The following is a 25,037-nucleotide window of genomic DNA, read 5'->3' as shown; positions in this document are numbered from 1 at the left end:
CTGCTCGCCTGCTGCTGGTGCCGGATGATCGGGCCGGGTCCGCCGTAGTCGTAGGACGTGCCACCGCCCCACTCGGAGAGGGTAACCAGCGGAAGAACGACGAGTCCTTCTTCCAGATAGATCCGGGCGCAATGCCGGCCTCTCGGTAGCCGGAGCCGGCGGAGAACAGTCCTGTCGGGTTCGGAACCCGATCCGGCTGCTCCGCTAGCAGCTGCTTTGCATCGGCACCGAGGGATGCCACCCCATTAGCGGCGCCCGTCTCCTCTTCGGCATCGCTTATCTCCTGACTGCGCGGAACGCACTAGTTCGTTGACGTCGTGGGTGAGGTCGAACGCCATCGCGTGAACAGCGTTCGCGTACTGCGTGGCCGCGTCGAGGCGGATGGCCTTCGCGTCGAACTCCAGCGCCCACACCGGCAGAGATGAGTCCTCGGGGGACGGGCCTCGACCAACGGCCTTTTCGATGTGCCGATCGAAGTTCCGAGCTGCCGGGCACCGTGCTGCTCGCCGCTGTAGCGTCCGCCGAGACGTCTTAGGCCTGCGGCGCGAGCCGCCGGCCTACGCTCTTCGAGAGGTTGTGGAAACGCTTCTCGACCAGGCTGAAGAACAGGTGCCCGACCAGCAGAGACACCGGCACCGACACCGCAAGGCACGCCCACGGCGACCAGTCCGCGAACAGGTACCGGGTCGTGACAACGATGGGCTCGTGCACCAGGTAAAGGCTGAACGACACACGTCCAGCCCACTGCGCGAATCGCGACTCGAGGAGCCCAACCATCGGCCGCCAGAACGCTGCCGCGAGGACGAGGAGAGTAAGACCGATGATTGCGATGACATTGACACGGCGTGCGAGCCCCTCATCTACACCGATCTGGATCGCTTCCCACCGCACCGAGGCAAGCACGACCGCGACCGCGACGATGGCGGGCCAGGCCCACCGGTGCCGCGTAATCCGGTCAGCGACCGCGGAGACAGCGCTCCAGTGCGCGGCGAGGATTCCCCCGATCGCGAAGACGGGCAGGTTCCAGAGCGCGGCCTGGTCGGTAAGCGCGCCGGCGAGGATGAGTAGCAGCGAGGCGGCGATTTTCCACCACGCCCACTGCGCACCACGGGTTGCGATCCAGACATAAGCAGGAAGCGCGAGCGAGAAGATTATCTCCCACTGCAGGGACCAGAGCGGGATGATGACGCCGGAAATTCCGAAGACGACGACGATGTCCTTAATGAAGCCTTTCGCGTCGTACCTGTCGCCGACAACGTTCACCCAGCGGCTGAAGTCGGGGTCGTCGTAGCGCTGGACGAACACGGTGAGAAGGGCACCGAGGACAACGGCTGCTGCGATCGGCCCGTGCAACCGAACGAGTCTGGACGGGTAATAGGCTCGCCACGAGAACTTCGGTGAGCGGACAACCTGCAGGACGAGAACCAATCCGGAGAGGACGAAGAACAGCGAGACCGCCTCTGTTCCCATCCAGAACAGGTGCAGCGGCGTGTAGGTCATCCACCAAGCGAAGGATCCGGTCTCCGGCTCGGGCGCACCGTCAAAGTAGACGTCAGCGAGGGCGGGAACTGTTAAGAGCGCGTGGTGCACGAGAACGACGAGGGCCGCGATACCGCGGAGCCCGTCGAGCGAGCGAAGGCGATCGGGTAGGCTTGCGCGCAAGGCGGTTGACAGTTCCGGGTTTGCCACTTGTGGACGGTAGCATGCCCTCGCGATTCGGCCTCTCGCGGGCGTGGAACACGTAAAGGGGTGCGTCGAGTACCGCGGCAGACCGCTAGCACGTCCGAAGCCCCCCGCGCCCGTACTGGCCTCCCACGCCGCGACGTGGTTGCCTGAATCCGTGCCTGATCTCCCCATGTTCCCGCTCGGCTCGGTGCTTCTGCCGCACATGCCGCTCCCGCTCCGGCTGTTCGAGCCGCGGTACCTGCGGATGCTGGGCGACGTGCTCGAGGACGAGACTCTCGCCTTCGGCGTCGTGCTCATCGAGCGCGGCCAGGAGGTGGGCGGCGGCGACCAGCGTTTCGCGGTCGGCGCGCGCGCTCGCATCCTCAACATCGACGGCGCCGAGGCGTTCGTTACTCTCGACTCCGTCGGCGCGGAGCGGTTCGAGGTCGTGCGCTGGTACGAGGACGACCCCTATCCGCGCGCCGAGGTGCGTCTGCTGCCGGACCTCGACTGGGACGACGGGCACGCGCCTGCACTCCGTGCAGCGGAGTCGGCGGTCCGCACGGCGCTTGCCGTCGCGAGCGAGTTCGTCGAGCAGCGCTACGGAGCCGTCGTCGAGCTGGCCGATGACCCCGTCGCGCACGCGTGGCAGCTGGCCGGCGTCGCGCCGGTGAATGAGCTCGATCGGCTGGCATTTCTCCGCAGCACCTCGATGGAGGAGCTGCTGGAGTCGGTGCGTGCGCACTCCGCCGAGGCGACGGAGTCGTTCCGCGCAGGTTGGGCCTGATGCGCACGCTGGGCCTGATGCTCAGTCCTCGAGGCTGACGCCGCGCTCCTGGGCCAGCTTCATGAGGTCATCGACGACCACGAGCGCCATCCGCACCGATCGGTCGCGGCGGTACTCCTCGTCGTCCGGGTCGAGCCGGGGGGTGCTGTCGAGCCTCTTCTCGATCGACTCGGCGAGTTCGCGCCACGCGTCCTGCCGTGCGTCGTCAACGAGGCGGGCGAGGTACTCCTTATCGCGGGCGCGCTCGCGCAGGGAGTTGGCGACAAGGAGCGAGAGCTGCTCGCGATGATCGAGGTTGTCCACATCGGCCGAGCGGTAGTCGTGCACGTGATCGGAGCGGCCGCCCACCGACGTCACGTCCTCCGCGATCCCGTGCAGGCGTACAGCTGCCGCCTCTGATTCCCGCGCGAGCTTGTCGAGCTCGGCCGCGGCCGCGGCGGAGTACCTGGCCACGTCGAAGGGCACGTCGGCGGCGAGGCCGTCCATCAGCACCCGGTTCTTCACCGCCATCCGGCTCGCGTACTGGGCGAGCATCAGGCCCTCCTCGGCGGCCTCCTCGACCGAGGCTGGCTCGGGCGACGGATTCTCGTCGGGGTCGTAGGGTCGCATTTTGAATCTGCGCCGACGCCGGAACCACACGTGCGTCACCTACATTCTGGAACCGGCGCCCCGCCCGCCGGAGCACTCCTTCGAGAATACCGGGCGAGCGGACGCCATTTCCGGGTCAGGGGTCAGGCATGTCGGTCAGAAGCGTGGCGCAGTCGCCGCCAGTGGCTCCGATCGCGTTGACTGTGCGGATGGATTACCGGCGTATCTCGGTCGTCGTCCCCGTGAAGGACGACGCCCGCCATCTCGAGCAGCTGCTCGCTCTCCTCCGTGAGCAGACGCTCGCTCCGTTCGAGGTCGTTGTCGTGGATGACGGCAGCACGGACGACAGTGCGGTCGTCGCGAGTGCGGCGGGAGCGCGGGTGGTGCGGCACGGGGGTGCGGGGATCCCCGCGAGCACCGCGCACGGCTTCGATGAGGCCCGGGGAGAGGTGCTGGCGCGGTTGGACGCAGACTCCCGGCCAGGACCGGACTGGGTGGCGCGTGTCGCCGCGCACTTCGCCGATCCGGAGGTGGGTGCCGTCACCGGACCCGGCCGTTTCGACGAACTCGGACCGCTCGCGCGAGTCCTGGCCAGGTTCGTCTACATGGACGCCTACTTCGTGCTGATGGGGTCGGCGCTGGCGAACTGGCCGCTCTTCGGCTCCAACTGTGCCGTCCGGCGTTCGGCATGGGAGGAGATCACCGACGAGGTGCACCGCCATGATGCCTACGTGCACGACGACGTCGAGATCAGTGTCCACCTCGGCCTGCGGCACAGGATCGTGTTCGACCGCCACCTTGAGGTGGGCATCTCGGCGCGCCCCTTCGGTGCGCTTGCCGACATGGTTCGGCGCTTCGACCGCGCCGTGCACACGCTGGGCCGCCATCCTGGGCTCGGCTCGCCCACGCAGCGTTGGACGCACCGGGTGCGCCGCCGCCGCCAGGAACGTCGGCGCCGGATCGCCGCTCTCCGCGTGACGCGGGCTCGGTAGACTGCCTTCATGGAACTCGTGCTCTGGCTCGTCGTAGCCGCCATCGCCGGTGTCGGCATCGTCTCCGGGACCGCGGCACTGATCGCCATGACCAAGGCTCCCTGGTCGGGCGACAACTAGCTTCGCGTTCACCGGATCGGCCGCCGGGAAGCGCCAACTTCGTCTCCACACTGTCACCATTCGAACATATGTTCGATAGTCTGTGGGTGTGCTCCGCAGCGACCGTCCTCGCCACGGTGGCGGATCGAACGGCGGGAGACGCGATGGTCGAGTGGAGTCCGCTCCAGATGTTGCGTAGCAGCGGCCCGGACGAGTGGGTGATGGTCGATGCGATGCGCACCGGCCGGATTGGCGTCGTGCGGAGAATCGAGACTGGCCCCTACCGGGAGACCTGGTTCCGGGCCGTCACATGGGCCGCAGAACCGAGCAGGCGCGTACTGGTCGGCTACTCCCGCTCGATGGACACGATTGCCGCAGCTCTCTGGGCACACCAGCCGCCGACCGCCCAGGAGAAGCCGTTTCCGGGCTACCCGTCGTCGCAGACCCCAGCATGAGCGTCGTCGCGCGCGCATCGGCGGAGAAGAATGGGCGGATGCTCCTCGCACTCGTGGGCGGTCCCACCGGCGCATGGCGGGCAGTCGACGCCGGCACCGGCGCCGAGACGGGCAGTGGCCGAGGGCCCGTCGAGCTGGTCGCGTTCGTCCGCGAACGGGAGCTGGATCGACCGCGCTGGGTCTGGGACGACACCGCACGCTGGTATCCCGCGCTGCTCGCCGCTGGAGTCGTGGTGGCGCGCTGCCTCGACCTGCGGCTGGCCCGCGCGATCCTCCGCCGCTCGGTTGCTACGGCTGGCTCGCCGCTCGCCCGGGCACCCCTCGACGCCTGGGACGCCGGAGCCGCAGCGCCCGCTGCCCTCGACACGCTGGTGGGCTTCGAGGAGGCTGGCGATGGCGCGGACGAACTCGACCCGCTGGCCGAACTCGCGCGTCAGGAGGAGGCTCTCTCGACCGCGTCCGAGGCTGGCCGCCTCCGCCTGCTGCTCGCCGCCGAATCCGTCGGAGCCCTCATCGCCCGGGAGATCGCCGCGGCCGGATTGCCCTGGAGCGCCGACGTGCACGACCGCGTCCTGACCGAGTTGCTCGGTCCGCGGCCGCTGTTCGGCGGGCGCCCGTCTCGCCTCGAGGCACTGGCCGTCGTCCTGCGCGAGAAACTGAATGCGCCCGAACTCAATCCCGATTCGCCGTCGGAACTTCTGCGGGCCCTGCGACGCGCGGGCCTGGCCGTCGAGTCGACACGTTCGTGGGAGTTGCAGTCAATCGACCACCCGGCGGTGCCTCCGCTCCTGGAGTACAAGAAGCTCTCGCGCCTGCTGACCGCCAATGGCTGGGCGTGGCTGGACGCCTGGGTGCACGACGGTCGGTTCCGCCCCGAGTACGTGGTGGGTGGCGTCGTCACCGGCCGCTGGGCGACCTCGGGCGGAGGCGCGCTGCAACTGCCCCGGCAGATCCGCGCGGCGGTTACCGCCGATCCGGGCTGGAGTCTCGTGGTCGCCGACGCCGCACAGCTCGAACCGCGCATCCTGGCCGCCCTGTCCGGGGACTCGGCGATGGCCGCCGCCGGAGGCGGACGTGACCTCTACCAGGGCATCGTGGACGCAGGAGTGGTCCCTGATCGGCCGCGCGCCAAAGTTGCGATGCTCGGAGCGATGTATGGCGCAACGAGTGGGGAGGCGGGGCGGCTCCTGCCCCGGCTCGCCCGGGCCTACCCTCGCTCGGTTGCGCACGTCGAGGCGGCAGCGCGCGCGGGGGAGCGCGGCGAGCCCGTGTCGACCCGGCTCGGACGCAGCTCGCCGCCCGGCGCAGAAGGGCTCGCGGCAGACGCGGCGCGAGCGCGCGAGTGGGGCCGATTCACCCGTAACTTCGTCGTACAGGGTACGGCGGCAGAGTGGGCGCTGTGCTGGATGGGCGAGCTGCGGGCGCGCCTGCGCGCCGAGGGCGGCGCCGTGGGTCGTGCCCACCTGGTGTACTTCCTGCACGACGAGGTCATCGTGCACGCCCCGACGGAGGCGGCCGAGCGCGTGGCCGCGATCGTCCGGGAGTCGGCCGTGCGCGCCGGACGTTCTCTATTCGGAGCGGGCGAGGTCGATTTCCCGGTCACCGTCGCGGTGGTCGAGTCGTACGACCGGGCGAAGTGAGCGGAGCGGCTAGTACCAGTGCCGATTAGTACCAGTGCCGATTAGTACCAGTGCGGAGAGCGGCTGTTCCAGCTCGACCAGGCGGCACACGGGGAGCCGTAGGAATTCTTGAGGTAGGACAGGCCCCAGTTGACCTGCGTCTGCGCGTTCGTTTGGTAGTCGGCACCCGAGGTCGCCATCTTGCTTGCGGGCAGAGCCTGCGGAATACCGTAGGCGCCGGAGGAGCTGTTCAACGCGTTCCAGCGCCAGCCCGACTCCCCGTTCCACAGCGGGATAAGGCAGCGATCGACCTGGTCCTGGCCCCAGCCATAGTTGCCGACGACGGACCGGGCATACGCTTGCGCCTGCGCCGGCGACATGCCGCCGGAGTTGCCCGTGTACGTGCCGAGCGCGCCGATCGTCTTCGCGGAGCTATTGCGGGCGCCGGTCGGGTCGTCATTGCCGAGTTCGACGCCGCTGCCGCCATCGGAGCGTGCGGGGGCACTGGCCGCACTCTGTCTGGCGGCTTCGGCCTCGGCTGCGAGGCGGGACTGGCGCTGCTGCTCCTCGAAGGAGGCCTTGGCATCCTGGCCGTCGGAGTACTGCTTCTCGACCTCGGCCGTGGTGCTCTTGAGCGAGGCGAGCTGCGTGTAGAGCTGCTCGCTGTACTTCTCCTGTTCGGCGACCTTCGCGTCGGCGTCGGCCTGCGCTGAACGAGCGGAGGAGAGCGCGTCGGCGGCAGCGGTGGCGAGCGAGACGCGCTCGCTCCGGGCCTGCTCGGCCTGCGCGGCGAGGGAGGCGGCCTGGTTCTCGGTCGACTGCGCCGCGGTCTGTAGTCGGCTGGTCTGCTGGGTGAGCTGCGACATTGTGCCGAGGCGGTAGAGCAGTTCGCTCGACTCCTTCCCGCCCATGAGGAGGTTGAGTGTCCCGTCGCTCCCGCCCGTGCGGTACAGCTGAGCGGCGAGACGGCCGGCCTGCCCCTTCGCAGCGTCTGCATCGGAGCGGGCGGAGGCAGCTCGCTCTTCGAGTGCGCTCACGCGCTGGGTCGCTTCGTCGAGCGCCCTCTGCGCGGCGTCGGACTCGGCGGCACGGCTGATGGCGGCGTCGGTCAGCGCTGCGGCCTGGTCGCGCAGGTCGGCGAGGAAACCGGTGATGCGAGCGACCTCGGCGGCGGTCGCGCTCTCGCTCGACTTCGCGGCCTCGACATCGGACCACGAGGGGTAGTCGGACGGATCGTAGGCGGCGGACGCGGACAGCGGCGCGGCGAATGCCGTGCAGAGCACGAGGACGGTGCCCGCTCCAGCCGCGAGGAGGCGGCGACGCGCCCGGGAGGGCGTGCGGAGACCGAGGGGGGTGCGGGACATGCGGACTACCCTAGGCGACCGCACCCGTACCTGTCTCGTTTCGGCTCGTTGCGCGGCGACCGCGGCGCGGTCGCTCAAGGGCGAAGCCTCGCACGCTCCGCCCTGGGCTCTCGCCTGAGAGCTCGTCGCGGGCCGCGTCGAGGAGGCGTCGAAGCGCTTGAGCGCGCAGCTGTGCGGCGACCGCGGCAAGGCGGCGCTGCGGGTGCCCCTCGAGGTCTTCCTCCTCGACCGGCTCGACGGGCATCGAGCGCTCGTAAGCGTCAAGCACCGCGACGAGTCCGTCCGCGGACACGCTTGAGGAGAGGAGTATGCGGTCGAGGACGTCGTCCCAGTCCTCCTCGGAGGAAGCGCCGTCGCCGTTCAGCCAGGCGAGTGCCTCGGCACGGCCTTCCTCGGTGAGGGCGTGCAGCGGCAGACCGTCATCGGTCGTTCCGGCAGCCGCTACGAGGCCGCGCTCGCGCAAACGCTCGAGAGTGGAGTAGATCTGGCCGACGTTCACCCGGCGACGATGGGCGGCACGATCGAGCAGCTCCGCGTGCAACTGGAGACCGTACGCGGGTCCGAGAGTGAGCAGGCCGAGCAGGCCGTCGCGGACAGACACGGAACTCCTCCCCATTGCTGTCCGGCCGGCGGCGCGGACGACCTGAGTATAGGCAGGGGCAACGACGGCGAGCCGTGTTGTCGGACGTCCGCGCCTCCTGCATAATGTGACCCGGTGGCTTGTTCACCGTCTAAGTGAAGAATGCGCCGCAAGGTGTTCCGTGGTCCGGGTCGTTGGGGAAGACGCACCGGGACGATCGGAGGACACCATGGTGGCGCAACAGACTCGGGGTGTGCTCTTCGTGCACTCCGCCCCTCGCGCGCTCTGCCCCCACCTCGAGTGGGGGACAGGTCGCGCTCTTGGTCGTGCCGTAAATTTCGCCTGGATCGAGCAGCCCGTGCTGCGGGGCACCCAGCGGGCCGAGTTCGTGTGGGAGGGGCCGGCCGGCACCGGCGCGGTCATCGCCTCCGCTCTGCGCGGTTGGGCAGACGTCCGCTACGAGGTCACCGAAGAACCCTCGCTGGGTGTCGACGGTGGACGCTGGATGCACACGCCCGCTCTCGGCATCTTCTTTGCGCAGACCGACTGCGCCGGCAACACGGTCGTCCCCGAGGACCGCATCCGCTCCGCTATGGAACGGGCCGGCGCCGACCCGATCGAGCTGCACCGCGAACTCCGTCTCGCCCTCGGCCAGGCGTGGGAGGACGAACTCGAGCCGTTCCGCTACGCGAGCGACTTCGCGCCGGTGGTGTGGATGCACGGGGTCGGCTGAGCGCCGCCGCTACACCGTCCGGAACGCGGCGACAGCGTTGTGCCCGCCGAACCCGAACGAGTTCGAGAGCGCGACGAGTGGTCCGTCGTTGAGGCGGCGGGGGCTCGTGACCACGTCGAGCGGGATTTGCGGGTCCTGCTCGGTGAGGTTGATGGTGGGCGGAGCGGTGCGCTCGTGCAGGGCGAGGACGGTGAAGATCGCTTCGACTGCTCCGGTGCCGCCGAGGAGGTGGCCAGTGGCCGCCTTCGTCGCTGACACGGCGATGGAGGGGAGGTGGTCGCCGAAAACGCGGGCAAGTGCGCGGTACTCGGCAATGTCGCCGACGGGCGTGCTGGTCGCGTGGGCGTTGAGGTGGGTGACGTCGGTCCGTGCGACTCCGGCCTGTTCGAGGGCGCCGATCATCGCGCGGGCAGCGGCCGATCCCTCGGGGTCGGGAGCCGTGATGTGGTAGGAGTCGCTGGTGACCGCGCCGCCGGCGAGTTCGGCGTAGATACGGGCGCCGCGGGCGAGAGCGTGCTCCTCCGTCTCGAGGATCAGGGTGCCGGCGCCTTCGCCGAGCACGAATCCGTCCCGCGAGACGTCGTAGGGACGGGACGCGGTCGACGGGTCGTCATTGCGACGGGAAAGGGCCTGCATCGAGGCGAAGGCGGCGATCGGGAGGGGATGCACGACCGCCTCCGTGCCGCCGGCGATAACGACATCGGCGAGACCGAGCTGCATGTGCTCGTACGCGTTCGCGAGGGCCTCGGTGCTTGACGCGCACGCCGAGACATCGGTGCGGGCGTAGGCGCGGGAGGGGATGGCCATGCTGATCGCGGCGGCGGCGGCATTGGGCATCAGCATCGGGATGGTCATGGGCAGGACTCGGCGGGGTCCGCGCTCGCGCAGCGTGTCCCAGGCGTCGAGAAGGGTCCAGAGACCGCCGATGCCAGTGGAGTAGTCGACTCCTACCCGCAGCGGATCGACGTCGGTGATTCCGGAATCGGCCCAGGCCTCGCGCGCTGAGATCAGGGCGAACTGACTGGAGGGGTCGAGGCGCTTCGCCTCGGGACGGGAGAGGACCTCCTCCGGGCGCACCTTCGCTTCGGCAGCGAACGTGACGGGAATCTCGTACTGGGCGACCCAGTCGTGCTTGAGGGAGCGGACGCCGGACTCGCCAGCGAGGAGTGCGTCCCAGGAGTCCCGGGCGGTTCCGCCGAGGGGAGTAGTGGCTCCGATTCCGGTGACGACGATCTTCTTGGTCATGACGAGTTTCTCTGTTCCGTAACGGGTGGGTGCCGGGCGCACCCCGGCCATCGAGCGTCGGCCGGGGTGCGCTGGCGCGGACTACGCGGACGCGTTGACGATGAAGGTGACGGCGTCGCCGACCGTCTTGAGGTTCTTGACCTCGTCGTCGGGGATCTTCACGTCGAACTTCTCCTCAGCGTTGACGACGATGGTCATCATCGAGATGGAGTCGATATCGAGGTCGTCGGTGAACGACTTGTCCATCTCGACGGAGTCGGTCGCGATGCCCGTCTCGTCGTTGACAAGCTCGGCCAGGCCGGCGAGGACTTCTTCGGTGGACAGTGCCATGGTTCTCTCCTTGAGGGGTTGTTATCAGGTCTTCGTCAGGTGACCACAGGTCAGTTTAGGGTGGGGCCGCCCCGGTTAGGGGAGCACCACGACCTGGGCGCCGAAGACGAGTCCGGCGCCGAAGCCGATCTGCAGGGCCAGGCCGCCGTGCAGCTCCGGGTGCTCCTCGAGCAAGCGGTGGGTGGCAAGCGGAATTGAGGCCGCTGACGTGTTGCCGGTCGTCTCGATATCGCGGCCGATAGCCACGGTGTCCGGCAGCTTCAGCTGCTTCGCTAGCTCGTCGATAATGCGCATATTGGCCTGGTGCGGGATGAACGCGGCGAGATCCTCGGGCTGAATGCCCGCCTCCGCCAGCGCCTGCTTCGCGACCTTCGCCATTTCCCAGACCGCCCAGCGGAAGACCGAGGGGCCGTCCTGTCGCAGGGTGGGCCACTCCGCGGTGCCGTCGCGGTAGGCCGCAAGCGGGTTGTCCATGCCGACCGTGTCCCACTTGGAGCCGTCAGAGCCCCAGACGGTCTTGGAGATGCCAGCGGTCTCGCTCGGGCCGACGATCGCGGCCCCTGCACCGTCGCCGAGGAGAAACGAGATGCTGCGGTCGGTCGGCTTGACCAGCTCGGACAGCTTCTCGGCGCCCACGACCAGCACGTACTCGGCGAGGCCGGAGCGGATGAAGGAGTCGGCCTGGGCGATGCCATACGTGTAGCCGGCGCAGGCGGCCGAGATGTCGTAGGCCGGGGCGGGATTCGCTCCGATCCGGTCGGCGAGCAGCGCGGCAAGCGACGGGGTCTGCACGGTATTGCTGATGGTCGAGACGAGGACGACGCCGATCTGCTCCGGGCGGATGCCGGCCTTCTCGATCGCCTCCAGGGAGGCCGTTGTCGCGAGGTCGACCGCGTCGATGTCGGCGGAGGCGCGGCGGCGCTCGATGATGCCGGTGCGCTGGCGGATCCACTCGTCGGAGGAGTTAATCGGCTCGATCAAGTCGTCGTTCGGGACGACGAGATCGCCGCGAGCCGCGCCGATGCCCAGGATGCGGGTATAGGCGCTGCCGCTGGACTGGGTGAGGGAAGGGGTCGTCATGGGGTCTCTCCTACTGGGCGGCGTGCTCGTCGAGGAAGGCACGGGCGGCGCCTAGATCGTCGGGGGACTTGATGGCGATGCTCGGCACGCCCTTGAGACCGCGCTTGGCGAGGCCGACCAGCGCGCCGGCGGGGGCCAGTTCGATGATCCCGGTGATGCCCGCCTCGGCGAACGCCGCCATACAGAGGTCCCAGCGGACGGGGGAGGCGACCTGGCCCACGAGCAGCTCGAGGAATCGCGCGCCGGACGTGACCAGGGAGCCGTCACGGTTCGTCCAGAGCCGCAGCGACGGATCGGCGGGCGCGAGTTCGGCGGCGACGGTGGCGAGGGAATCTCGGGCAGACGCCATGTAGTGGGTGTGGAAAGCGCCGGCGACCTGCAGGGGGATCACTCGCGTGCCGTGGAGGGGCTCCTCCTTGAGGGCCGCGAGCGCGTCCACGGCGCCGGCCACCACGATCTGGCCGCCGCCGTTGTAGTTGGCGGGCTCGAGTCCAAGTGCGTCCAGACGTGCGAGAAGGGCCTCCTCGTCGCCGCCGAGCACCGCGCTCATGGCGGTCGGGGTGGCGGCGGCAGCATCGGCCATGGCTCGCGCGCGCTCGCGCACGAACACCAGCGCGTCGGCTTCAGAGAGGACACCCGCTCCGGCGGCGGCGGTGATCTCGCCCACCGAGTGCCCGGCGATGCCGGCGATCCGGTCGCGGCGACCGCCCTCGAGGAGCGCGGCGAGGCTGACCAGCCCGGCGGACACGATCAGCGGCTGCGCGACCGCGGTGTCGCGGAGGGTGTCCCCATCCGACTCTGTGCCGTGAGCGGCGAGGTCGATGCCGACCGCCTCCGAGTGCGCGGCGACCTGCTCGGCGACGGAGGGTACGTCGAGCCAGGGCGCAAGGAAACCTGGGGTCTGGGAGCCCTGACCCGGGGCGACAACGACGATCACGATATCCAGTCTTCCGATCTGCGCACGCGAGTGCGGCGCGTGGAGTGACAGACGAACGACAAGGAGCTTGTCGCGGGTCTACAACCGTCAGCCACGTGCGGGCCGACGGCGGACAGCACCGTCCGGGTCGCTCATCGAACCGAGGATCAGCGCGGACTGCAGGATGAGCGCCTCCCGCGCGCCCGTCGCATCCCAGCCGATCACCTCGGCCACGCGCTTGAGGCGGTAGCGCACTGTGTTCGGGTGGACGAAGAGTTCCCGCGCCGTCGCCTCCAGCGAGCGACCGTTGTCGAGGTAGGCCCAGAGCGTGGTCAGCAGCTCGGTCGAATGCTTCTGCAACGGGCGATAGATCCGGGTGATCAGGCTCTGCCGGGCGAGCGGATCGCCGGCAAGGGCGCGCTCGGGGAGGAGATCGTCGGCGCTGACGGGACGAGGAGCGTTCCTCCACGAGCGAGCGACAGCGAAGCCTGCGAGGGCAGCACGGGCGCTCCGGGAGGCGTCCACGAGTGTCGGCACCTCGTGGCCGAGCACGAGGTGACCCGTGCCGAACCCCGGCTCGAGCGCCTCGGCAATCTCGAGGAACCCGACAGGCGGACCGGTCTCCTCCGTCGCGTTCTCGCTTGGCTCAGCGCGGCCGATGACGAGGACGAGGCGACTGCCCTGCACTCCGATCAGCACGTCGGCGTTCATGTGCCGCGCAGTGCGGCGCAGCTGGTCGACGTCGAGCATCTTGGGAGCGGTCCCCACGAGCACCGCGACCTCGCCGTGGCCGTGCCAGCCGAGAGCGGCGATGCGGCTCGGGAGTTCGTCATCGGCCTCGCCCGTGAGGATGGAGTCGACGACGAGGGCCTCAAGGCGCGCATCCCAGAGCCCGCGGGCCTCGGCGGCGCGGGCATAGACGTCGGCCGCGGCGAAGGCGATCTCGCGCGAGTAGAGCAGGATCGCCTCGCGAAGGTCTTCGCCGCCGTTCCTAATGCGGTCCTCGACCACCTCGACGGTGACCTTGATCAGCTGAAGTGTCTGCGTCAGTGACACCGAGCGGAGCAACTCGCGTGGGGCCGCGCCGAACACGTCGGCAGCGATCCACGGCGTCGCGGACGGGTCGTCGAACCACGAGATGAACGACGTAATACCCGCCTGGGCGACGAGGCCCACGGCGGAGCGTCGGCCCGGGGGCATGCTGCCGTACCAGGGCAGCGTGTCCTCGAGACGCTTGATCGTCTGCGTCGAAAGCTCACCCGCGAGGGTGCGCAGCCAGGCGAGGGTCTGCTCCTTCGTCCGCGGAGCGGGTTCCTGCGAGGGCACAGACTCGTCCGTCAGCTCTCGCCGCCCGCGTTGCCGGTGGTGCCGGCGTTGACGTCGAGCAACTGGTACTTCTCGATGGCCTGGACGGCGAGCGAGGGATCGACCTCGCCGCGCTTGGCGAGCAGCTGCAACGTGCGCACGACGACTGACGGACCGTCGATCTGGAAGTAGCGCCGCGCGGCCGCTCGAGTGTCCGAGAAGCCGAAGTCGTCCGCTCCGAGCGTCGCGAAGTCGCCCGGGATGAACTGACGCAGCTGGTCGGGGACCTGGTGCGAGAAGTCGGACACGGCGACAAAGGGACCCTTCGCGTCGGCGAGCTTCTGTGTCACGTAGGGCACTCGCTCAGCGTCCTGCGGGTGCAGGAAGTTGTGCTGCTCGGCCTTGATGCCGTCACGGCGCAGTTCGTTCCACGAGGTGACCGACCAGACGTCCGCCGAGACGCCCCAGTCTTCGGCGAGGAGTTTCTGCGCCTCGATGGCCCACGGTACGGCGACGCCGGACGCGAGCAGCTGCGCCTTCGGCCCGTCCCACTGGCCCCAGGCGATGCGGTGGATGCCGCGCACGATGCCCTCGACGTCGACGTCCTCCGGTTCCTTCGGCTGCACGATGGGCTCGTTGTACACCGTGATGTAGTACATGACGTTCGGATCGGGGTGCTGCCCGCCGTACATCCGGTCGAGACCGGACTGCACGATGTGCGCGATCTCATACCCGTACGCCGGGTCGTAGCTGACCACGGCTGGGTTCGTTGCCGCAAGGATCGGAGAGTGCCCGTCCGCGTGCTGCAGGCCCTCGCCGGTGAGCGTGGTGCGCCCGGCAGTGGCGCCAATCATGAAGCCCCGCGACATCATGTCGCCCGCCGCCCAGATGGCGTCGCCCGTGCGCTGGAACCCGAACATCGAGTAGAAGACGTAGACCGGGATGAGCGGCTCGCCCTGCGTCGCGTACGACGTGCCGATCGCGGTGAACGCTGCGAGGGCACCCGCCTCGTTGATCCCGACGTGCAGGATCTGGCCCTGTGGGCTCTCCTTGTACGCCAGGAGCAGTTCGCGGTCGACCGACGTGTAGTGCTGGCCGCGCGGGTTGTAGATCTTCGCATTCGGGAAGAACGCGTCCATGCCGAAGGTGCGGGCCTCGTCGGGGATGATCGGGACGACGCGGTTGCCGAAGTCCTTCGAGCGCAGGATGTCCTTGAGGATGCGCACGAACGCCATCGTCGTGGCGACCTCCTGCGTCCCCGAGCCCTTCTTGCCGATGGCATAGGCGGAGTCGTCTGGCAGGTTCAGCTGCGTGTACTTCGAGCGGCGCTCGGGCAGGTAGCCGCCGAGGGCGCGACGACGCTCCTGCAGGTACTCGATCGCCTCGTCGCTCTGACCGGGGTGGTAGTACGGCGGGAGGTAGGGGTTCTCCTCGAGCTGCGCATCCGTAATCGGGATGCGCATCGTGTCGCGGAACGTCTTGAGGTTGTCCAGCGTCATTTTCTTCATCTGGTGGGTCGCGTTGCGGCCCTCGAAGCTGCGGCCGAGACCGTAGCCCTTGATGGTGTGCGCGAGGATGACGGTCGGCTGGCCCTTGTGCTCCGTCGCGGCCTTCATGGCGGCGTAGATCTTGCGGTAGTCGTGGCCACCGCGGCGAAGACCCCAGATCTGCTCATCGGAGTAGTCCTCGACGAGCTTCGCGGCGCGCGGGTCGCGGCCGAAGAAGTTCTCGCGGACGTAGGCGCCGTCCTCGGTCTTGTAGGTCTGGAAGTCGCCGTCGGGCGTCTTATTCATCAGGTCCAGGAGCGCGCCCTCGGTGTCGCGAGCAAGCAGATCGTCCCACTCGCGGCCCCAGATGAGCTTGATGACGTTCCAGCCGGCACCGCGGAAGTACGACTCGAGCTCTTGCACGATTTTGCCGTTGCCGCGGACGGGGCCGTCGAGGCGCTGCAAATTGCAGTTAACGATGAAGTTGAGGTTGTCGAGGCCGTCGTTCGCCGCGACCTGGAGCTGACCGCGGGATTCGACCTCGTCCATCTCACCGTCGCCGAGGAACGCCCAGACCTGCTGGTCGGAAGCGTCCTTGATGCCGCGGTTGGTGAGGTACTTGTTTGCCTGCGCCTGGTAAATCGCGTTGATGGGTCCGAGACCCATCGACACGGTCGGGAACTGCCAGAACTCGGGCATGAGGCGCGGGTGCGGATAGCTGGAGAGCCCGCCACCGGCGTGCGACTTCTCCTGACGGAACCCGTCGAGCTGGTGCTCGCTTAGGCGTCCCTCGAGGAAGGCGCGGGCGTAGGGACCGGGGGAGGCGTGCCCCTGAATGAAGATCTGATCGCCGCCACCCGGGTGGTCCTGGCCGCGGAAGAAGTGGTTGAAGCCGACCTCGTAGAGCGAGGCGCTCGACGCGTAGGTCGAGATGTGGCCGCCGACCCCGATGCCCGGACGCTGTGCCCGGTGCACGAGGATCGCCGCATTCCAGCGGATCCACGCGCGATACCGGCGCTCGACGTCCTCATTGCCCGGGAAGTCGGGCTCGTTCTCGGCCGCGATCGTGTTGATGTAGTCCGTCGTCGGCACCATCGGCACGCCGAGGTGCAGCTCTTTCGAGCGCTTGAGGAGACTGAGCATGACGTCGCGTCCGCGACCCGCACCCCGCTCTTCGACGAGCGCGTCGAGCGACTCGTTCCACTCCGACGTTTCCTCGGGGTCCGAGTCCACGTGACCGACGGAATACGGGTCCTGATCGTTAACAGTCACCCTCGACCTCTCTCTGGGGGCAGATCGTGCCCGAGACATCACTCTCATGAAGCGGTGCGGATCCGCGGATTCGGGGCTCGGATGACGAGCCGCGCGCGGGCACCTCCGTCAGCCTACCGATTTCGGCGGCCTTGGGCCGCATGAGGACTGTGGCGATCCACGACGGAACCGCCGAGGATTGTCCCCCTTCGACGGGCTTTTTTCTTGGTAAATCGGAGAAGCGGGGCTAGCATTTCCCCTCGTGCTCGCGCGATTCTCGTGCGCACGGAAGGACATCGACACGATGGCTCTCGAGAAGCTGACTTTGGCTCCCGACTTCGAACTCGCGAATCAGTACGGCGAGCGCATCCAGCTGGGCGACTTCCACGGGCGGCGTAACGTCGCCCTGGTATTTTTTCCCCTCGCCTTCTCCGGCACCTGCACTGGCGAATTCTGCAGTCTGCGCGAGAATGTGTCGCTGTTCCAGCACGCAGAGGTTGAGCTGATCGGGATTTCTGTCGACTCGAAGCACACGTTGCGCGCCTGGGGCGAGAAGCAGGGCTACGACTTCACGCTGCTCTCGGACTTCTGGCCGCACGGAGACGTGGCCAAGGAGTACGGCGTGTTCCTGGAGGGCAAGGGCTACGCGGCCCGCGCGACGTTCCTGATCGACAAAGCGGGCGTCATCCGCGACACCTTCATAACCGCTCCTGGCGAGCCCCGCACGATCGACGCCTACCGCGCCGCCATCGAGGCGCTCGCTCCCGCGCACGTCTGACGCTTCGGGCGAGGAGACCGTGGGCGAGACGCGGCGCCTGTCGTAGTATCGAGATGCTCGTCGGCGGTGTGCCGCGCGACGGGGGCCTTTAGCTCAGTTGGTAGAGCGCCACGTTTACACCGTGGATGTCATCGGTTCGAGCCCGGTAGGGCCCACCACAGCCGCCAAGGTCAGCGCAGCCGCCGCGGTCAGCGCGATTGGCGGCGCTTGTAGGGCTTGGGCTGGCCCTTGACGATCGGGGCGCGACCCGTTCCCTTGGACGCCTTTGCCTTGCCGCCCGACTTCGGCGCCGACTCTGGCTCGTCGCCCAAAGCAGCCAGCTCCTCGCGAGCCTGTGCTAGGCGCTGCCGGCCGGCGGCGGTGAGCGTGGTCGTTGCTGCGCCGGGTTCGAAGAGAGGCGTGCCGAGATCGAGTTCGACGGCGGCGACGGAGGAGTCGAGCTTCTGCCGCGAGATCCCGAGCCGCTCGGCGGCGCGCACGAAGTGCAGCTCCTCGGCGACTGCCACGAAATGGCGCAGCTGGCTGACCTTCATCCGAACCCTCCACGGCCGCGCTCTGCGGCGTGACCACGGTACGCGGTCAGGGGCACAGGTCAGAACCGACTAGCGCAGTGGCGAGCCTGTTGTCTGAGAACGGAATCAGTCGATTCGCGCCACTCGGGACGACGGCCGTTGCCGGGTTCGGCCCACGGGCCTACGGTCACGCCGGTGGCCAGACCCGGAGCCGGCCAGAAAAAGAGGCTGATGTGTGCGCGCTCATCTACAGCGGGATCGCATCGCTGGACGGTTATGTGAACGACGAGGACGGAGAATTCGCCTGGGCCAAGCCGCGCGCCGAGGTGCACCGGTTCATCACGGAGCGGGATGCGCCTGTCGGCACCTACCTCTACGGCCGGCGGATGTACGAGACGATGCGCGCCTGGGAGGAGCCGTTCGTCCTCGCCAAGGAATATTCGTTCATTCGCGACTTCCAAGAAATGTGGTGGGAGGCGAGCAAGATCGTGTTCTCGACGACACTGCAGGACGTCACGACGCGCCGCACGCGGCTCGAGGCTGAGTTCGACACCGTGGTCGTCGCGGCGAGGGTACAGGCCCTCGCGCACGACGTGTCCATCGGGGGTCCGACCCTCGCCGCAACGGCTTTGTTCGCCGGCATCGTCGACGAGGTGCAGCTCTATACAGTTCCGGTCGCCGTGGGTGGGGGGACGCGCTTTCTCCCGAGCGGCTTCGAGGCCCGGCTCGAGCTTCGCGAAGAGCAGACTTTTTCGGACGGAACACTCTTCACGCGCTACAGCGTGCGGCGGTGACCCTGGCTCTACTCGGCGCCCACGAGGGCGGCGATCCGCGAGGCGACCCGGGCTCCCTGAGCGCGGCCCGCCCGAGCTGACGCGGCACGGACAGCCGGATCGAGGGAGTTCGGTCCGAAGGCGGCGACGGACGCCTCGTCGGCGTAGAGCACCTCGACCCGGGAACCGGCGAGGGCGTCAAGCTCCGTCGTCGGGATCAGGCCCGCACCCGGCGTGCCCATGCCCGGGAGCGGAGTGACGACGAGTACCCAGTCGGCACCTGCGGCAAGGTCGGCGTTGCTGCCGGAGCGCACACCGCCGTCCATGTAGCGCACGCCGTCGATGCTGACGGGTGGCCAGACGCCGGGCACGGCGCAGCTGGCCGAGATCGCGTCGACCAGCGGGACTCCGTCGGCCCGCTCGAAGACTCGGAGCGCGCCTGTCGCGGTGTCGACAGCCGTCATGAGGAGCCGTTGCTCTGGCCAGTCGGCGTCACCGACGCGCGCGGCGATCACGGCGCGGCGCGTGCCCTCGGGCAGGGTGGCCGTCTCGAGAGCGAGCACGCCCATGCGGCGCCGGGCGTCCTCGGGCGAGGCTGCTCCCTCGACGGCTGCGGCGAAGAGAGCCTGGAGGCGCTCGCCATCGACGTTGGCGCCGATCTCGGCCGACTCCTCCTGCAGCTGCGCGTCGTACGCCTCGTCGAGTCCGGTGCCGGTGCTCAGCTGGGCGGCGACGGCGGATCCGGCCGATGTGCCGATCAAGGTGGTCGAGGGGTCGAGCAGCTGGCGGGCGGTCTCGGGGGAGGCGTCGGCGAGACCACGGAGGATCCCGAGTTCCCAGGCAATTCCGGCGAGGCCGCCGCCGGCGAGGACGAGTGCACCAGGCATGAGCGAGGTCCTTTCGATCAGGAGGGGGAGGCGGCGGGAGTGCGTCGCAGGACCAACGCTGTCACATCGTCGTGCGCGTCCATTGCGAGCTCGTGCAGGTGCGCGAAGAGGGCGTCGTCGTCGCCGGCGCGCACGAGCGGGGCAAGTGTGTCGAAGGCGTCGAGTCCGCCGCCCAGGGCGTCGAGCAGGCCGTCGCTGCAGCAGAGCACCGTGTCGCCCGGGGCGAGAAATCGCTGCTCTTCGTACCAGGAGCCGTCGGCCGTGATGCCCAGCGGGAACCCGGTCGAGGCGAGTCGTTCCGTCGAGCCGTCGGACCGGAGCAGCAGGGTCAGCCCGTGCCCGACATCGACGAAGGTGAACGCGCCACTGACGGGATCAAGGCGCGCCACCAGGGCGGTGGCGAACATCCCCGTCGCCGTGAGATCGGCCATCAGCTGCTGGTTGACCGCGGCGACGGCATCGGCGGGAGCGAGTGAGGGTCTGGCTTGGAAGGCGGACCGGATCGCCGCGGCCACGAGCGCCGCGGAAACGCCCTTCCCCATCACGTCGACCAGTTCGAGCGTCAGCGCGCCGTCGGCGAACCGCCACGCGGTGTAGTCACCGGCGACCTCATGCAGAGAATCGGTCATAGCGTCGATGCTCCAGTTGCCCTCGGCGACCCGGTCGGAACGCAGGCGTCGCTGAGTGTCGCGGCCACGCTCCGAGAGCATGATCTCGAGCAGCTCCCGCTCGGCCCATCGCCCGAGTTCCTCGAGGATGGTGCGGTCCTCGTCCGTCAAGCGGCGCGCCTCGCTATCGATGACGCAGAGGGTGCCCACGCGGATGCCGCCGCCGACGGTCAGTGGTCGTCCCGCATAGAAGCGAACGTGCGGCGCGCCGGTGACGACACCGCGCTGAGCGAAGCGCGGGTCGGTCGTCGCGTCCTCCACCACGAGGAGGTCCGGCTGCTGCACGGCGACGTCGCACATCGACTCGGCGCGGGGCATGCGGCGCGTGCCGGGCGGGCGAAGCGGCGACTTCGTGAACTGCGTCGTCTCCTCGAGGATGTTGATCTCGGCGAGGGGTACGCGCAGTAGTTGACGAGCGACCCGGGTGATGCGGTCGAAGCGCTCCTGCGGCGTGACGACGCTGATGTCGAGTTCGGCGACCGAGGCGAGCCGGATGTGCTCGGCTGCCTCGCTCATGTTCGCGCTCTGGCGAGGGTCCAGAGGTTCTGGCCATCGACGCGCCGGTAGGAGAACTCGCTCACGAGAGCGTGGATGAAGGGGATACCTCGGCCGGCCTCCTCCCACTCGTCGGGCATCGGGCGGACGTCCGCGACCTCGGCGGGCGCTTCCTCGGCGGAATCGTTGAGCGACGCGCGCAGCTCGGTTGCGCTGACGTGGATCTCGACGACGCAGATGACGTGGCGGTAGGAGTGCGCGTGCTGGACGATGTTCGACGTCAGCTCGATCAGCGCCGTCTCGAAGGACATGCGATCGACACGCTCGACGTCCGGAGCCTCCTCCCAGAGCTCGGTGAGGGACTGGTGCACAACGCTGACGCCATCCTCCGGCGGTGTGCGCACGACGAAGGAGCGCTCAGGCACGACAGGCCTCCTCGACGGTCGCGGTGCTGCCGAGGAGCCGGTCGAGGTTGGAGAGTCGCAGCACCAGAGCCGGCTGCTCCCCGGCGGCGGCGACGCGCAAAGAGCCACCGACGCGGCGCGCTTCCTTCAGGCAGGCGACGAGCACGCCGAGGCCGGAGGAATCGAGGAACTGCACTCCCGCAAGGTCGACCACGACCCGGATCTCGCCCGCCTCGAGGGCGTGGCGCAGGACGGCCTCGAGTTCCCACGAGGAGGAGAGGTCGAGGTGGCCGGACGGGCGGACGATGACGATGTCCGGCTCGATCCGCTCGGTGCTGATCGTCGCTCTGGGTTCCATGGCTGCTCCTGACCGACGGGCACGCGGCTCCACAGGGAGGCGTGTCGTGAACGCGGCCGGATGACACGACCGTGAGGCTCTTTCAACCGGTGGTCAATTACCGGCGAGTGTGTCTCGGACAGACCGTACAAGGGATCGTCCCGACCCGAGCAAGGCGTGACCGCTAGGCGGAAACTTCCGCGGTGCGAAGGGCTGTGCAGGAGCGTCGGCTCACGCCCTCGCGGCAGCCAGAGCGTCGGCAGCGAGACGGACGGACTCCTTGCGGTCGCGGAGCCACAGCGGTACCGAGACCGCGTGCACGCCCGCCGAAGCGAGGGATGCGACCGCGTCCGCGTCCTCCTCACCGACGAGCCACGCGTCGAGGAGCCCGCCCTCGCGGCGCGCACCGTAGTGCCGTCCGACGGCCTCGGCCGATGTCTCGATTCCGATCGCCGCGAGGCAGGCGTCCGCCATGCCGCGTACCACGGCCCCACCGATCACAGGTGACACTCCCACGACGGGAGCGGCGGTGCTGCGGAGGGCATCCGCGATGCCGGGGACACCGAGAATGGTCCCGATCGACACGACGGGATTCGAGGGCGCGATCAGGACCGCGTCGGTGTCGGCGATCGCCGCCAGCACCCCCGGTGCCGGACGGGCGCTCTCCACGCCGCGCTGCACGAAGCGGCGGGCGGGGACCGAGGCGCGCAGACGCACCCACCACTCCTCGAAGTGCAGAAGTCGCACCCCCTCCCCGGGGAGGTCGACCTCGACGTGCGTTTCCACGTCCTGATCGGACATCGGGAGAAGGCGCACACCGAGCGGCCAGCGCGCGGTGATGCGGGCGGTCGCCTCCGAGAGCGTGAGCCCGTCGCGCAGCATCGAGGTGCGCGCGAGGTGAGTGCCGAGATCAAGGTCGCCGAGGGTGAACCACGGCCAGCCGACGCCGAAGGCGGCGAGTTCGGCTGAGACCCGCTCGCTCTCGCCTGCGCGCCCCCAGCCACGCTCGGTGTCATTGACGCCGCCGAGCGCATAGGTGAGCGAGTCGAGGTCGGGGCACACTTTAAGGCCGGTGAGCCACAAATCATCGCCCGTATTGGCGATGACGGTGATCTCGCTCGCCTCGCCTCCCGCCGCCTCGACATCGCGGAGGTGCTCGCGAACCGCCGAAGTGAAGCGGGCTCCGCCGACGCCGCCGGCCAGGATCGTGATGCGCATCCGTTCACGCTAGCGCGGGGCCTCTGCGCGGAGTCGGGCCGGTTGTGATTGCCATCGGGCTCGACGGGGACCACAGTGGGTCCACGCCCCCGGCTCCGCACTGCCAGGCGAAGCAGGACCGGAGCCCGACCGGGACGCCCGAGCATGGAGGTACCGATGACCATCGTCCGCGCAGCGATCACCCAGACCACCTGGACCGGCGACAAGGAGTCGATGCTCGACAAGCACGAGCAGTTCGCCAGGGACGCGGCCGCCCAGGGTGCGCAGATCCTCTGCTTTCAGGAGCTTTTTTACGGCCCGTACTTCGGGATCACCGAGGATAAGAAGTACTACCGCTACGCCGAGCCCGCTGACGGCCCGATCGTGCAGCGCTTTGCCGCACTCGCCGCTGAGCTGCACCTGGTGATGGTGCTCCCGATCTACGAGGAGGACATCACCGGCGTCTATTACAACACCGCGGTCGTGGTCGACGCGGATGGGACGATTCTCGGCAAATACCGCAAGCACCACATCCCGCACCTCGACCGGTTCTGGGAAAAGTTCTACTTCCGCCCCGGCAATCTCGGTTATCCGGTGTTCGATACCGCCGTCGGAAAGGTCGGCGTCTACATCTGTTACGACCGCCACTTCCCGGAGGGCTGGCGCGAGCTCGGGCTGAACGGCGCGCACCTGGTCTTCAACCCCAACGCCACCAAGCCCGGCCTCTCGAACCGGCTGTGGGAGGTCGAGGGCCCGGCGGCCGCGGTGGCGAACGGCTACTTCGTGCTCCAGCCCAATCGGGTCGGTCTTGAGGACAACGAGTACGGCGAGCTCGCCGTGAACTTCTACGGCACGAGCCAGGTCATCGATCCGCGTGGGAACTTCGTCGGTGAGCGGGGCTCGGGCGAGAGCGAGGACATCCTGATCCGCGATCTGGAGATGGACATGGTGCAGCAGATGCGCGACGACTGGCAGTTCTACCGCGACCGTCGGCCGGAGTCGTACACCAGCATTCCGAAGCCGTAATTGCCTAGCGAGAGAAGGAGCACCGATGAAGACCCTTATCACCGGCGGCACGGTCGTCAACGCGACCGGAACTGGAGCAGCCGATGTCCTGATCGATGGCGAGAGCATCGCCGCGGTCCTCGCTCCCGGATCGACGCTCCTGGGCTTCGATCTGCCGGCCCACGTTGACCGCGTGATCGACGCCACGGGCAAGTACGTCATCCCCGGCGGAATCGACGCGCACACACACATGGAAATGCCGTTCGGCGGCACCTTCGCCTCGGACACCTTCGAGACGGGCACGCGGGCTGCGGCCTGGGGAGGCACCACCTCGATCGTGGACTTCGTGGTGCAGTATCCGGGTGAGAACGTCGTGGATCGCTATCACGCGTGGCAGGAGAAGGCGGCGGGGAACTGCGCGATCGACTACGGCTTCCACCAGATCCTGTCCGACGTTCAGGATTCGTCACTGGTCGCAATGGACGAGTTGATGCGCGAGGGGGTCACGAGCTTCAAGCTGTTCATGGCCTACAAGGGCGTGTTTCTCTCCGATGATGGGCAGATCCTGCGGGCATTCCAGAAGGGTGCCGAGAACGGCGCGATGATGATGATGCACGCCGAGAATGGCGCCCTCATCGATGAGCTAGTGCAGCAGACGCTCGCGGCGGGAAACACGTCTCCCTACTTCCACGGCACCTCGCGGCCGTGGCAGGCGGAAGAGGAAGCGACGCACCGCGCGATCATGATTGCGGACCTCACCGGAGCGCCCCTCTACGTCGTGCACGTCTCGGCGAAGCAGGCGGTGGAGCAGATCGCGCAGGCTCGCGACCGCGGGATGAACGTGTTCGGCGAGACCTGCCCGCAGTACCTCTACCTCTCGCTCGAGGAGCAGCTCGGCGCTCCCGGGTTCGACGGCGCGAAGTGGGTGTGCTCCACTCCGCTGCGCTCACGGGCCCAGGGGCATCAGCACCATATGTGGCAGTCGCTGCGGACGAACGACATCCAGATGGTCTCGACCGACCACTGCCCGTTCTGCATGAAGGGCCAGAAGGACATGGGCCTTGGCGACTTCTCGAAGATCCCGAACGGGATCGGCTCTGTCGAGCACCGGATGGACCTGATGTACCAGGGGGTCGTCTCGGGGCAGATCACCCTCCCGCGCTGGGTGGAGCTCACCTCGACCACGCCGGCCCGAATGTTCGGGATGTACGGGAAGAAAGGTGTCATTCAGCCGGGCGCGGATGGCGATGTCGTCGTCTACGACCCGAACGGCCACACCTCGATTGGCATCGGGGAGGGCCGCAGCCACCACATGAGCATGGACTACTCGGCCTGGGAGGGATTCGAGATCGACGGGCACGTCGACACCGTGATCTCGCGGGGCAAGGTCGTCGTCGACTCCCGCGAGTACATCGGAGCGAAGGGTGACGGGAAGTACATCCCGCGCGGCCTCTCGCAGTATCTGATCTGATAAAGCAGTATCTG

At 68.4% G+C, this 25,037-nt stretch carries 25 protein-coding genes and 1 tRNA gene; 10 read left to right on the top strand and 16 right to left on the bottom strand.

What is annotated here, in order from left to right; translation table 11 throughout:
* Positions 1-531: 531 nt before the first annotated feature.
* Positions 532-1,689 carry an acyltransferase family protein gene (locus tag HRF29_RS02855; protein ID WP_173244333.1) on the bottom strand — a complete coding sequence of 386 codons (1,158 nt, stop codon included), beginning with the start codon at positions 1,687-1,689 and terminating at the stop codon, positions 532-534.
* 151 nt (positions 1,690-1,840) lie between these two features.
* Here HRF29_RS02855 and HRF29_RS02850 point away from each other — a divergent pair, with 151 nt between their 5' ends.
* Positions 1,841-2,452 (top strand): LON peptidase substrate-binding domain-containing protein, encoded by a 612-nt coding sequence (locus tag HRF29_RS02850; protein ID WP_343043620.1) that lies wholly within the window; start codon positions 1,841-1,843, stop codon positions 2,450-2,452.
* Positions 2,453-2,473: 21 nt separating this feature from the next.
* Here the strand turns inward: HRF29_RS02850 and HRF29_RS02845 are convergent, their stop codons facing one another.
* Positions 2,474-3,061: a hypothetical protein gene (locus tag HRF29_RS02845; protein ID WP_173244330.1), complete on the bottom strand. Its 588-nt coding sequence runs from the start codon at positions 3,059-3,061 to the stop codon at positions 2,474-2,476.
* A 188-nt stretch (positions 3,062-3,249) separates the two neighbouring features.
* On the opposite strand from HRF29_RS02845, the gene HRF29_RS02840 reads away from it, so the two are divergent.
* From HRF29_RS02840 to HRF29_RS02830, 3 genes are all read left to right on the top strand, one after another.
* Positions 3,250-4,032, top strand: coding sequence for a glycosyltransferase family 2 protein (locus HRF29_RS02840; RefSeq protein WP_173244327.1), 783 nt, complete (start codon positions 3,250-3,252; stop codon positions 4,030-4,032).
* Between the two features lie 188 nt (positions 4,033-4,220).
* The gene (locus HRF29_RS02835) at positions 4,221-4,586 is read left to right on the top strand and encodes a hypothetical protein (RefSeq protein ID WP_173244324.1); all 366 of its coding nucleotides are present in this window, start codon (positions 4,221-4,223) and stop codon (positions 4,584-4,586) included.
* A 38-nt stretch (positions 4,587-4,624) separates the two neighbouring features.
* Entirely contained in the window at positions 4,625-6,226 is a 1,602-nt protein-coding gene (locus HRF29_RS02830) for a bifunctional 3'-5' exonuclease/DNA polymerase (protein WP_246226583.1), read from the top strand.
* 41 nt (positions 6,227-6,267) lie between these two features.
* On the opposite strand, the gene HRF29_RS02825 is transcribed toward HRF29_RS02830, so the two are convergent.
* Both HRF29_RS02825 and HRF29_RS02820 read right to left on the bottom strand, forming a co-directional pair.
* On the bottom strand, positions 6,268-7,569 hold the full coding sequence (locus HRF29_RS02825) for a coiled-coil domain-containing protein (RefSeq protein ID WP_173244316.1): 1,302 nt from the start codon (positions 7,567-7,569) through the stop codon (positions 6,268-6,270).
* 10 nt (positions 7,570-7,579) lie between these two features.
* Positions 7,580-8,170 (bottom strand): helix-turn-helix transcriptional regulator, encoded by a 591-nt coding sequence (locus HRF29_RS02820; protein ID WP_173244313.1) that lies wholly within the window; start codon positions 8,168-8,170, stop codon positions 7,580-7,582.
* 208 nt (positions 8,171-8,378) lie between these two features.
* Here HRF29_RS02820 and HRF29_RS02815 point away from each other — a divergent pair, with 208 nt between their 5' ends.
* Positions 8,379-8,882: a DUF3145 domain-containing protein gene (locus tag HRF29_RS02815; protein WP_173244310.1), complete on the top strand. Its 504-nt coding sequence runs from the start codon at positions 8,379-8,381 to the stop codon at positions 8,880-8,882.
* Between the two features lie 9 nt (positions 8,883-8,891).
* On the opposite strand, the gene HRF29_RS02810 is transcribed toward HRF29_RS02815, so the two are convergent.
* The 6 genes from HRF29_RS02810 to aceE all read right to left on the bottom strand — a co-directional run bounded on the left by HRF29_RS02810 (position 8,892) and on the right by aceE (position 16,517).
* Positions 8,892-10,127 (bottom strand): beta-ketoacyl-[acyl-carrier-protein] synthase family protein, encoded by a 1,236-nt coding sequence (locus HRF29_RS02810; RefSeq protein ID WP_173244307.1) that lies wholly within the window; start codon positions 10,125-10,127, stop codon positions 8,892-8,894.
* Between the two features lie 81 nt (positions 10,128-10,208).
* Positions 10,209-10,457 (bottom strand): acyl carrier protein, encoded by a 249-nt coding sequence (locus HRF29_RS02805; protein ID WP_068213431.1) that lies wholly within the window; start codon positions 10,455-10,457, stop codon positions 10,209-10,211.
* A 75-nt stretch (positions 10,458-10,532) separates the two neighbouring features.
* A complete protein-coding gene (locus tag HRF29_RS02800; protein ID WP_173244304.1) occupies positions 10,533-11,537 on the bottom strand; it encodes a beta-ketoacyl-ACP synthase III in 1,005 nt (334 codons plus the stop codon).
* Positions 11,538-11,547: 10 nt separating this feature from the next.
* Positions 11,548-12,474 (bottom strand): acyltransferase domain-containing protein, encoded by a 927-nt coding sequence (locus HRF29_RS02795; protein WP_173244301.1) that lies wholly within the window; start codon positions 12,472-12,474, stop codon positions 11,548-11,550.
* 87 nt (positions 12,475-12,561) lie between these two features.
* Positions 12,562-13,779 carry a PucR family transcriptional regulator gene (locus HRF29_RS02790; protein WP_343043619.1) on the bottom strand — a complete coding sequence of 406 codons (1,218 nt, stop codon included), beginning with the start codon at positions 13,777-13,779 and terminating at the stop codon, positions 12,562-12,564.
* An 11-nt stretch (positions 13,780-13,790) separates the two neighbouring features.
* Positions 13,791-16,517: a pyruvate dehydrogenase (acetyl-transferring), homodimeric type gene (aceE, locus tag HRF29_RS02785; protein ID WP_173244298.1), complete on the bottom strand. Its 2,727-nt coding sequence runs from the start codon at positions 16,515-16,517 to the stop codon at positions 13,791-13,793.
* Positions 16,518-16,800: 283 nt separating this feature from the next.
* On the opposite strand from aceE, the gene HRF29_RS02780 reads away from it, so the two are divergent.
* Together HRF29_RS02780 and HRF29_RS02775 are read left to right on the top strand one after the other, a co-directional pair.
* Entirely contained in the window at positions 16,801-17,274 is a 474-nt protein-coding gene (locus HRF29_RS02780) for a peroxiredoxin (RefSeq protein ID WP_173244297.1), read from the top strand.
* 82 nt (positions 17,275-17,356) lie between these two features.
* A tRNA-Val gene (locus HRF29_RS02775) sits at positions 17,357-17,432 on the top strand.
* Between the two features lie 30 nt (positions 17,433-17,462).
* Here the strand turns inward: HRF29_RS02775 and HRF29_RS02770 are convergent.
* Positions 17,463-17,807, bottom strand: coding sequence for a LysR family transcriptional regulator (locus HRF29_RS02770; protein WP_173244294.1), 345 nt, complete (start codon positions 17,805-17,807; stop codon positions 17,463-17,465).
* Between the two features lie 212 nt (positions 17,808-18,019).
* On the opposite strand from HRF29_RS02770, the gene HRF29_RS02765 reads away from it, so the two are divergent.
* On the top strand, positions 18,020-18,580 hold the full coding sequence (locus tag HRF29_RS02765) for a dihydrofolate reductase family protein (protein WP_173244291.1): 561 nt from the start codon (positions 18,020-18,022) through the stop codon (positions 18,578-18,580).
* 8 nt (positions 18,581-18,588) lie between these two features.
* Here HRF29_RS02765 and HRF29_RS02760 read toward each other — a convergent pair whose 3' ends face one another.
* From HRF29_RS02760 to cofD, 5 genes are all read right to left on the bottom strand, one after another.
* Positions 18,589-19,446, bottom strand: a complete 858-nt coding sequence (locus HRF29_RS02760) for a patatin-like phospholipase family protein (protein ID WP_173244288.1) — start codon at positions 19,444-19,446, stop codon at positions 18,589-18,591.
* A 17-nt stretch (positions 19,447-19,463) separates the two neighbouring features.
* A complete protein-coding gene (locus tag HRF29_RS02755) occupies positions 19,464-20,630 on the bottom strand; it encodes a PP2C family protein-serine/threonine phosphatase (RefSeq protein WP_173244285.1) in 1,167 nt (388 codons plus the stop codon).
* Complete coding sequence (locus HRF29_RS02750; RefSeq protein WP_173244281.1) at positions 20,627-21,034, bottom strand: ATP-binding protein; 408 nt, start codon at positions 21,032-21,034, stop codon at positions 20,627-20,629. The genes HRF29_RS02755 and HRF29_RS02750 overlap by 4 nt, the downstream gene beginning before the upstream one ends.
* Complete coding sequence (locus tag HRF29_RS02745; RefSeq protein ID WP_173244278.1) at positions 21,027-21,371, bottom strand: STAS domain-containing protein; 345 nt, start codon at positions 21,369-21,371, stop codon at positions 21,027-21,029. Before HRF29_RS02745 ends, HRF29_RS02750 begins: the two co-directional genes overlap by 8 nt.
* Before the next feature lie 210 nt (positions 21,372-21,581).
* Positions 21,582-22,568 carry a 2-phospho-L-lactate transferase gene (gene cofD, locus HRF29_RS02740; RefSeq protein WP_173244274.1) on the bottom strand — a complete coding sequence of 329 codons (987 nt, stop codon included), beginning with the start codon at positions 22,566-22,568 and terminating at the stop codon, positions 21,582-21,584.
* A 156-nt stretch (positions 22,569-22,724) separates the two neighbouring features.
* On the opposite strand from cofD, the gene HRF29_RS02735 reads away from it, so the two are divergent.
* Both HRF29_RS02735 and hydA read left to right on the top strand, forming a co-directional pair.
* Positions 22,725-23,573, top strand: coding sequence for a nitrilase-related carbon-nitrogen hydrolase (locus tag HRF29_RS02735; protein WP_173244271.1), 849 nt, complete (start codon positions 22,725-22,727; stop codon positions 23,571-23,573).
* Between the two features lie 25 nt (positions 23,574-23,598).
* Positions 23,599-25,023: a dihydropyrimidinase gene (gene hydA / locus HRF29_RS02730; protein WP_173244268.1), complete on the top strand. Its 1,425-nt coding sequence runs from the start codon at positions 23,599-23,601 to the stop codon at positions 25,021-25,023.
* The last annotated feature ends 14 nt before the right edge of the window (positions 25,024-25,037 follow it).

It is taken from the genome of Rathayibacter agropyri (assembly GCF_013249015.1).
Lineage (GTDB): Bacteria > Actinomycetota > Actinomycetes > Actinomycetales > Microbacteriaceae > Rathayibacter > Rathayibacter agropyri.
The sequence above is the reverse complement of the archived record's forward strand: the minus strand, read 5'-3'. Positions and strand labels throughout refer to the sequence as shown.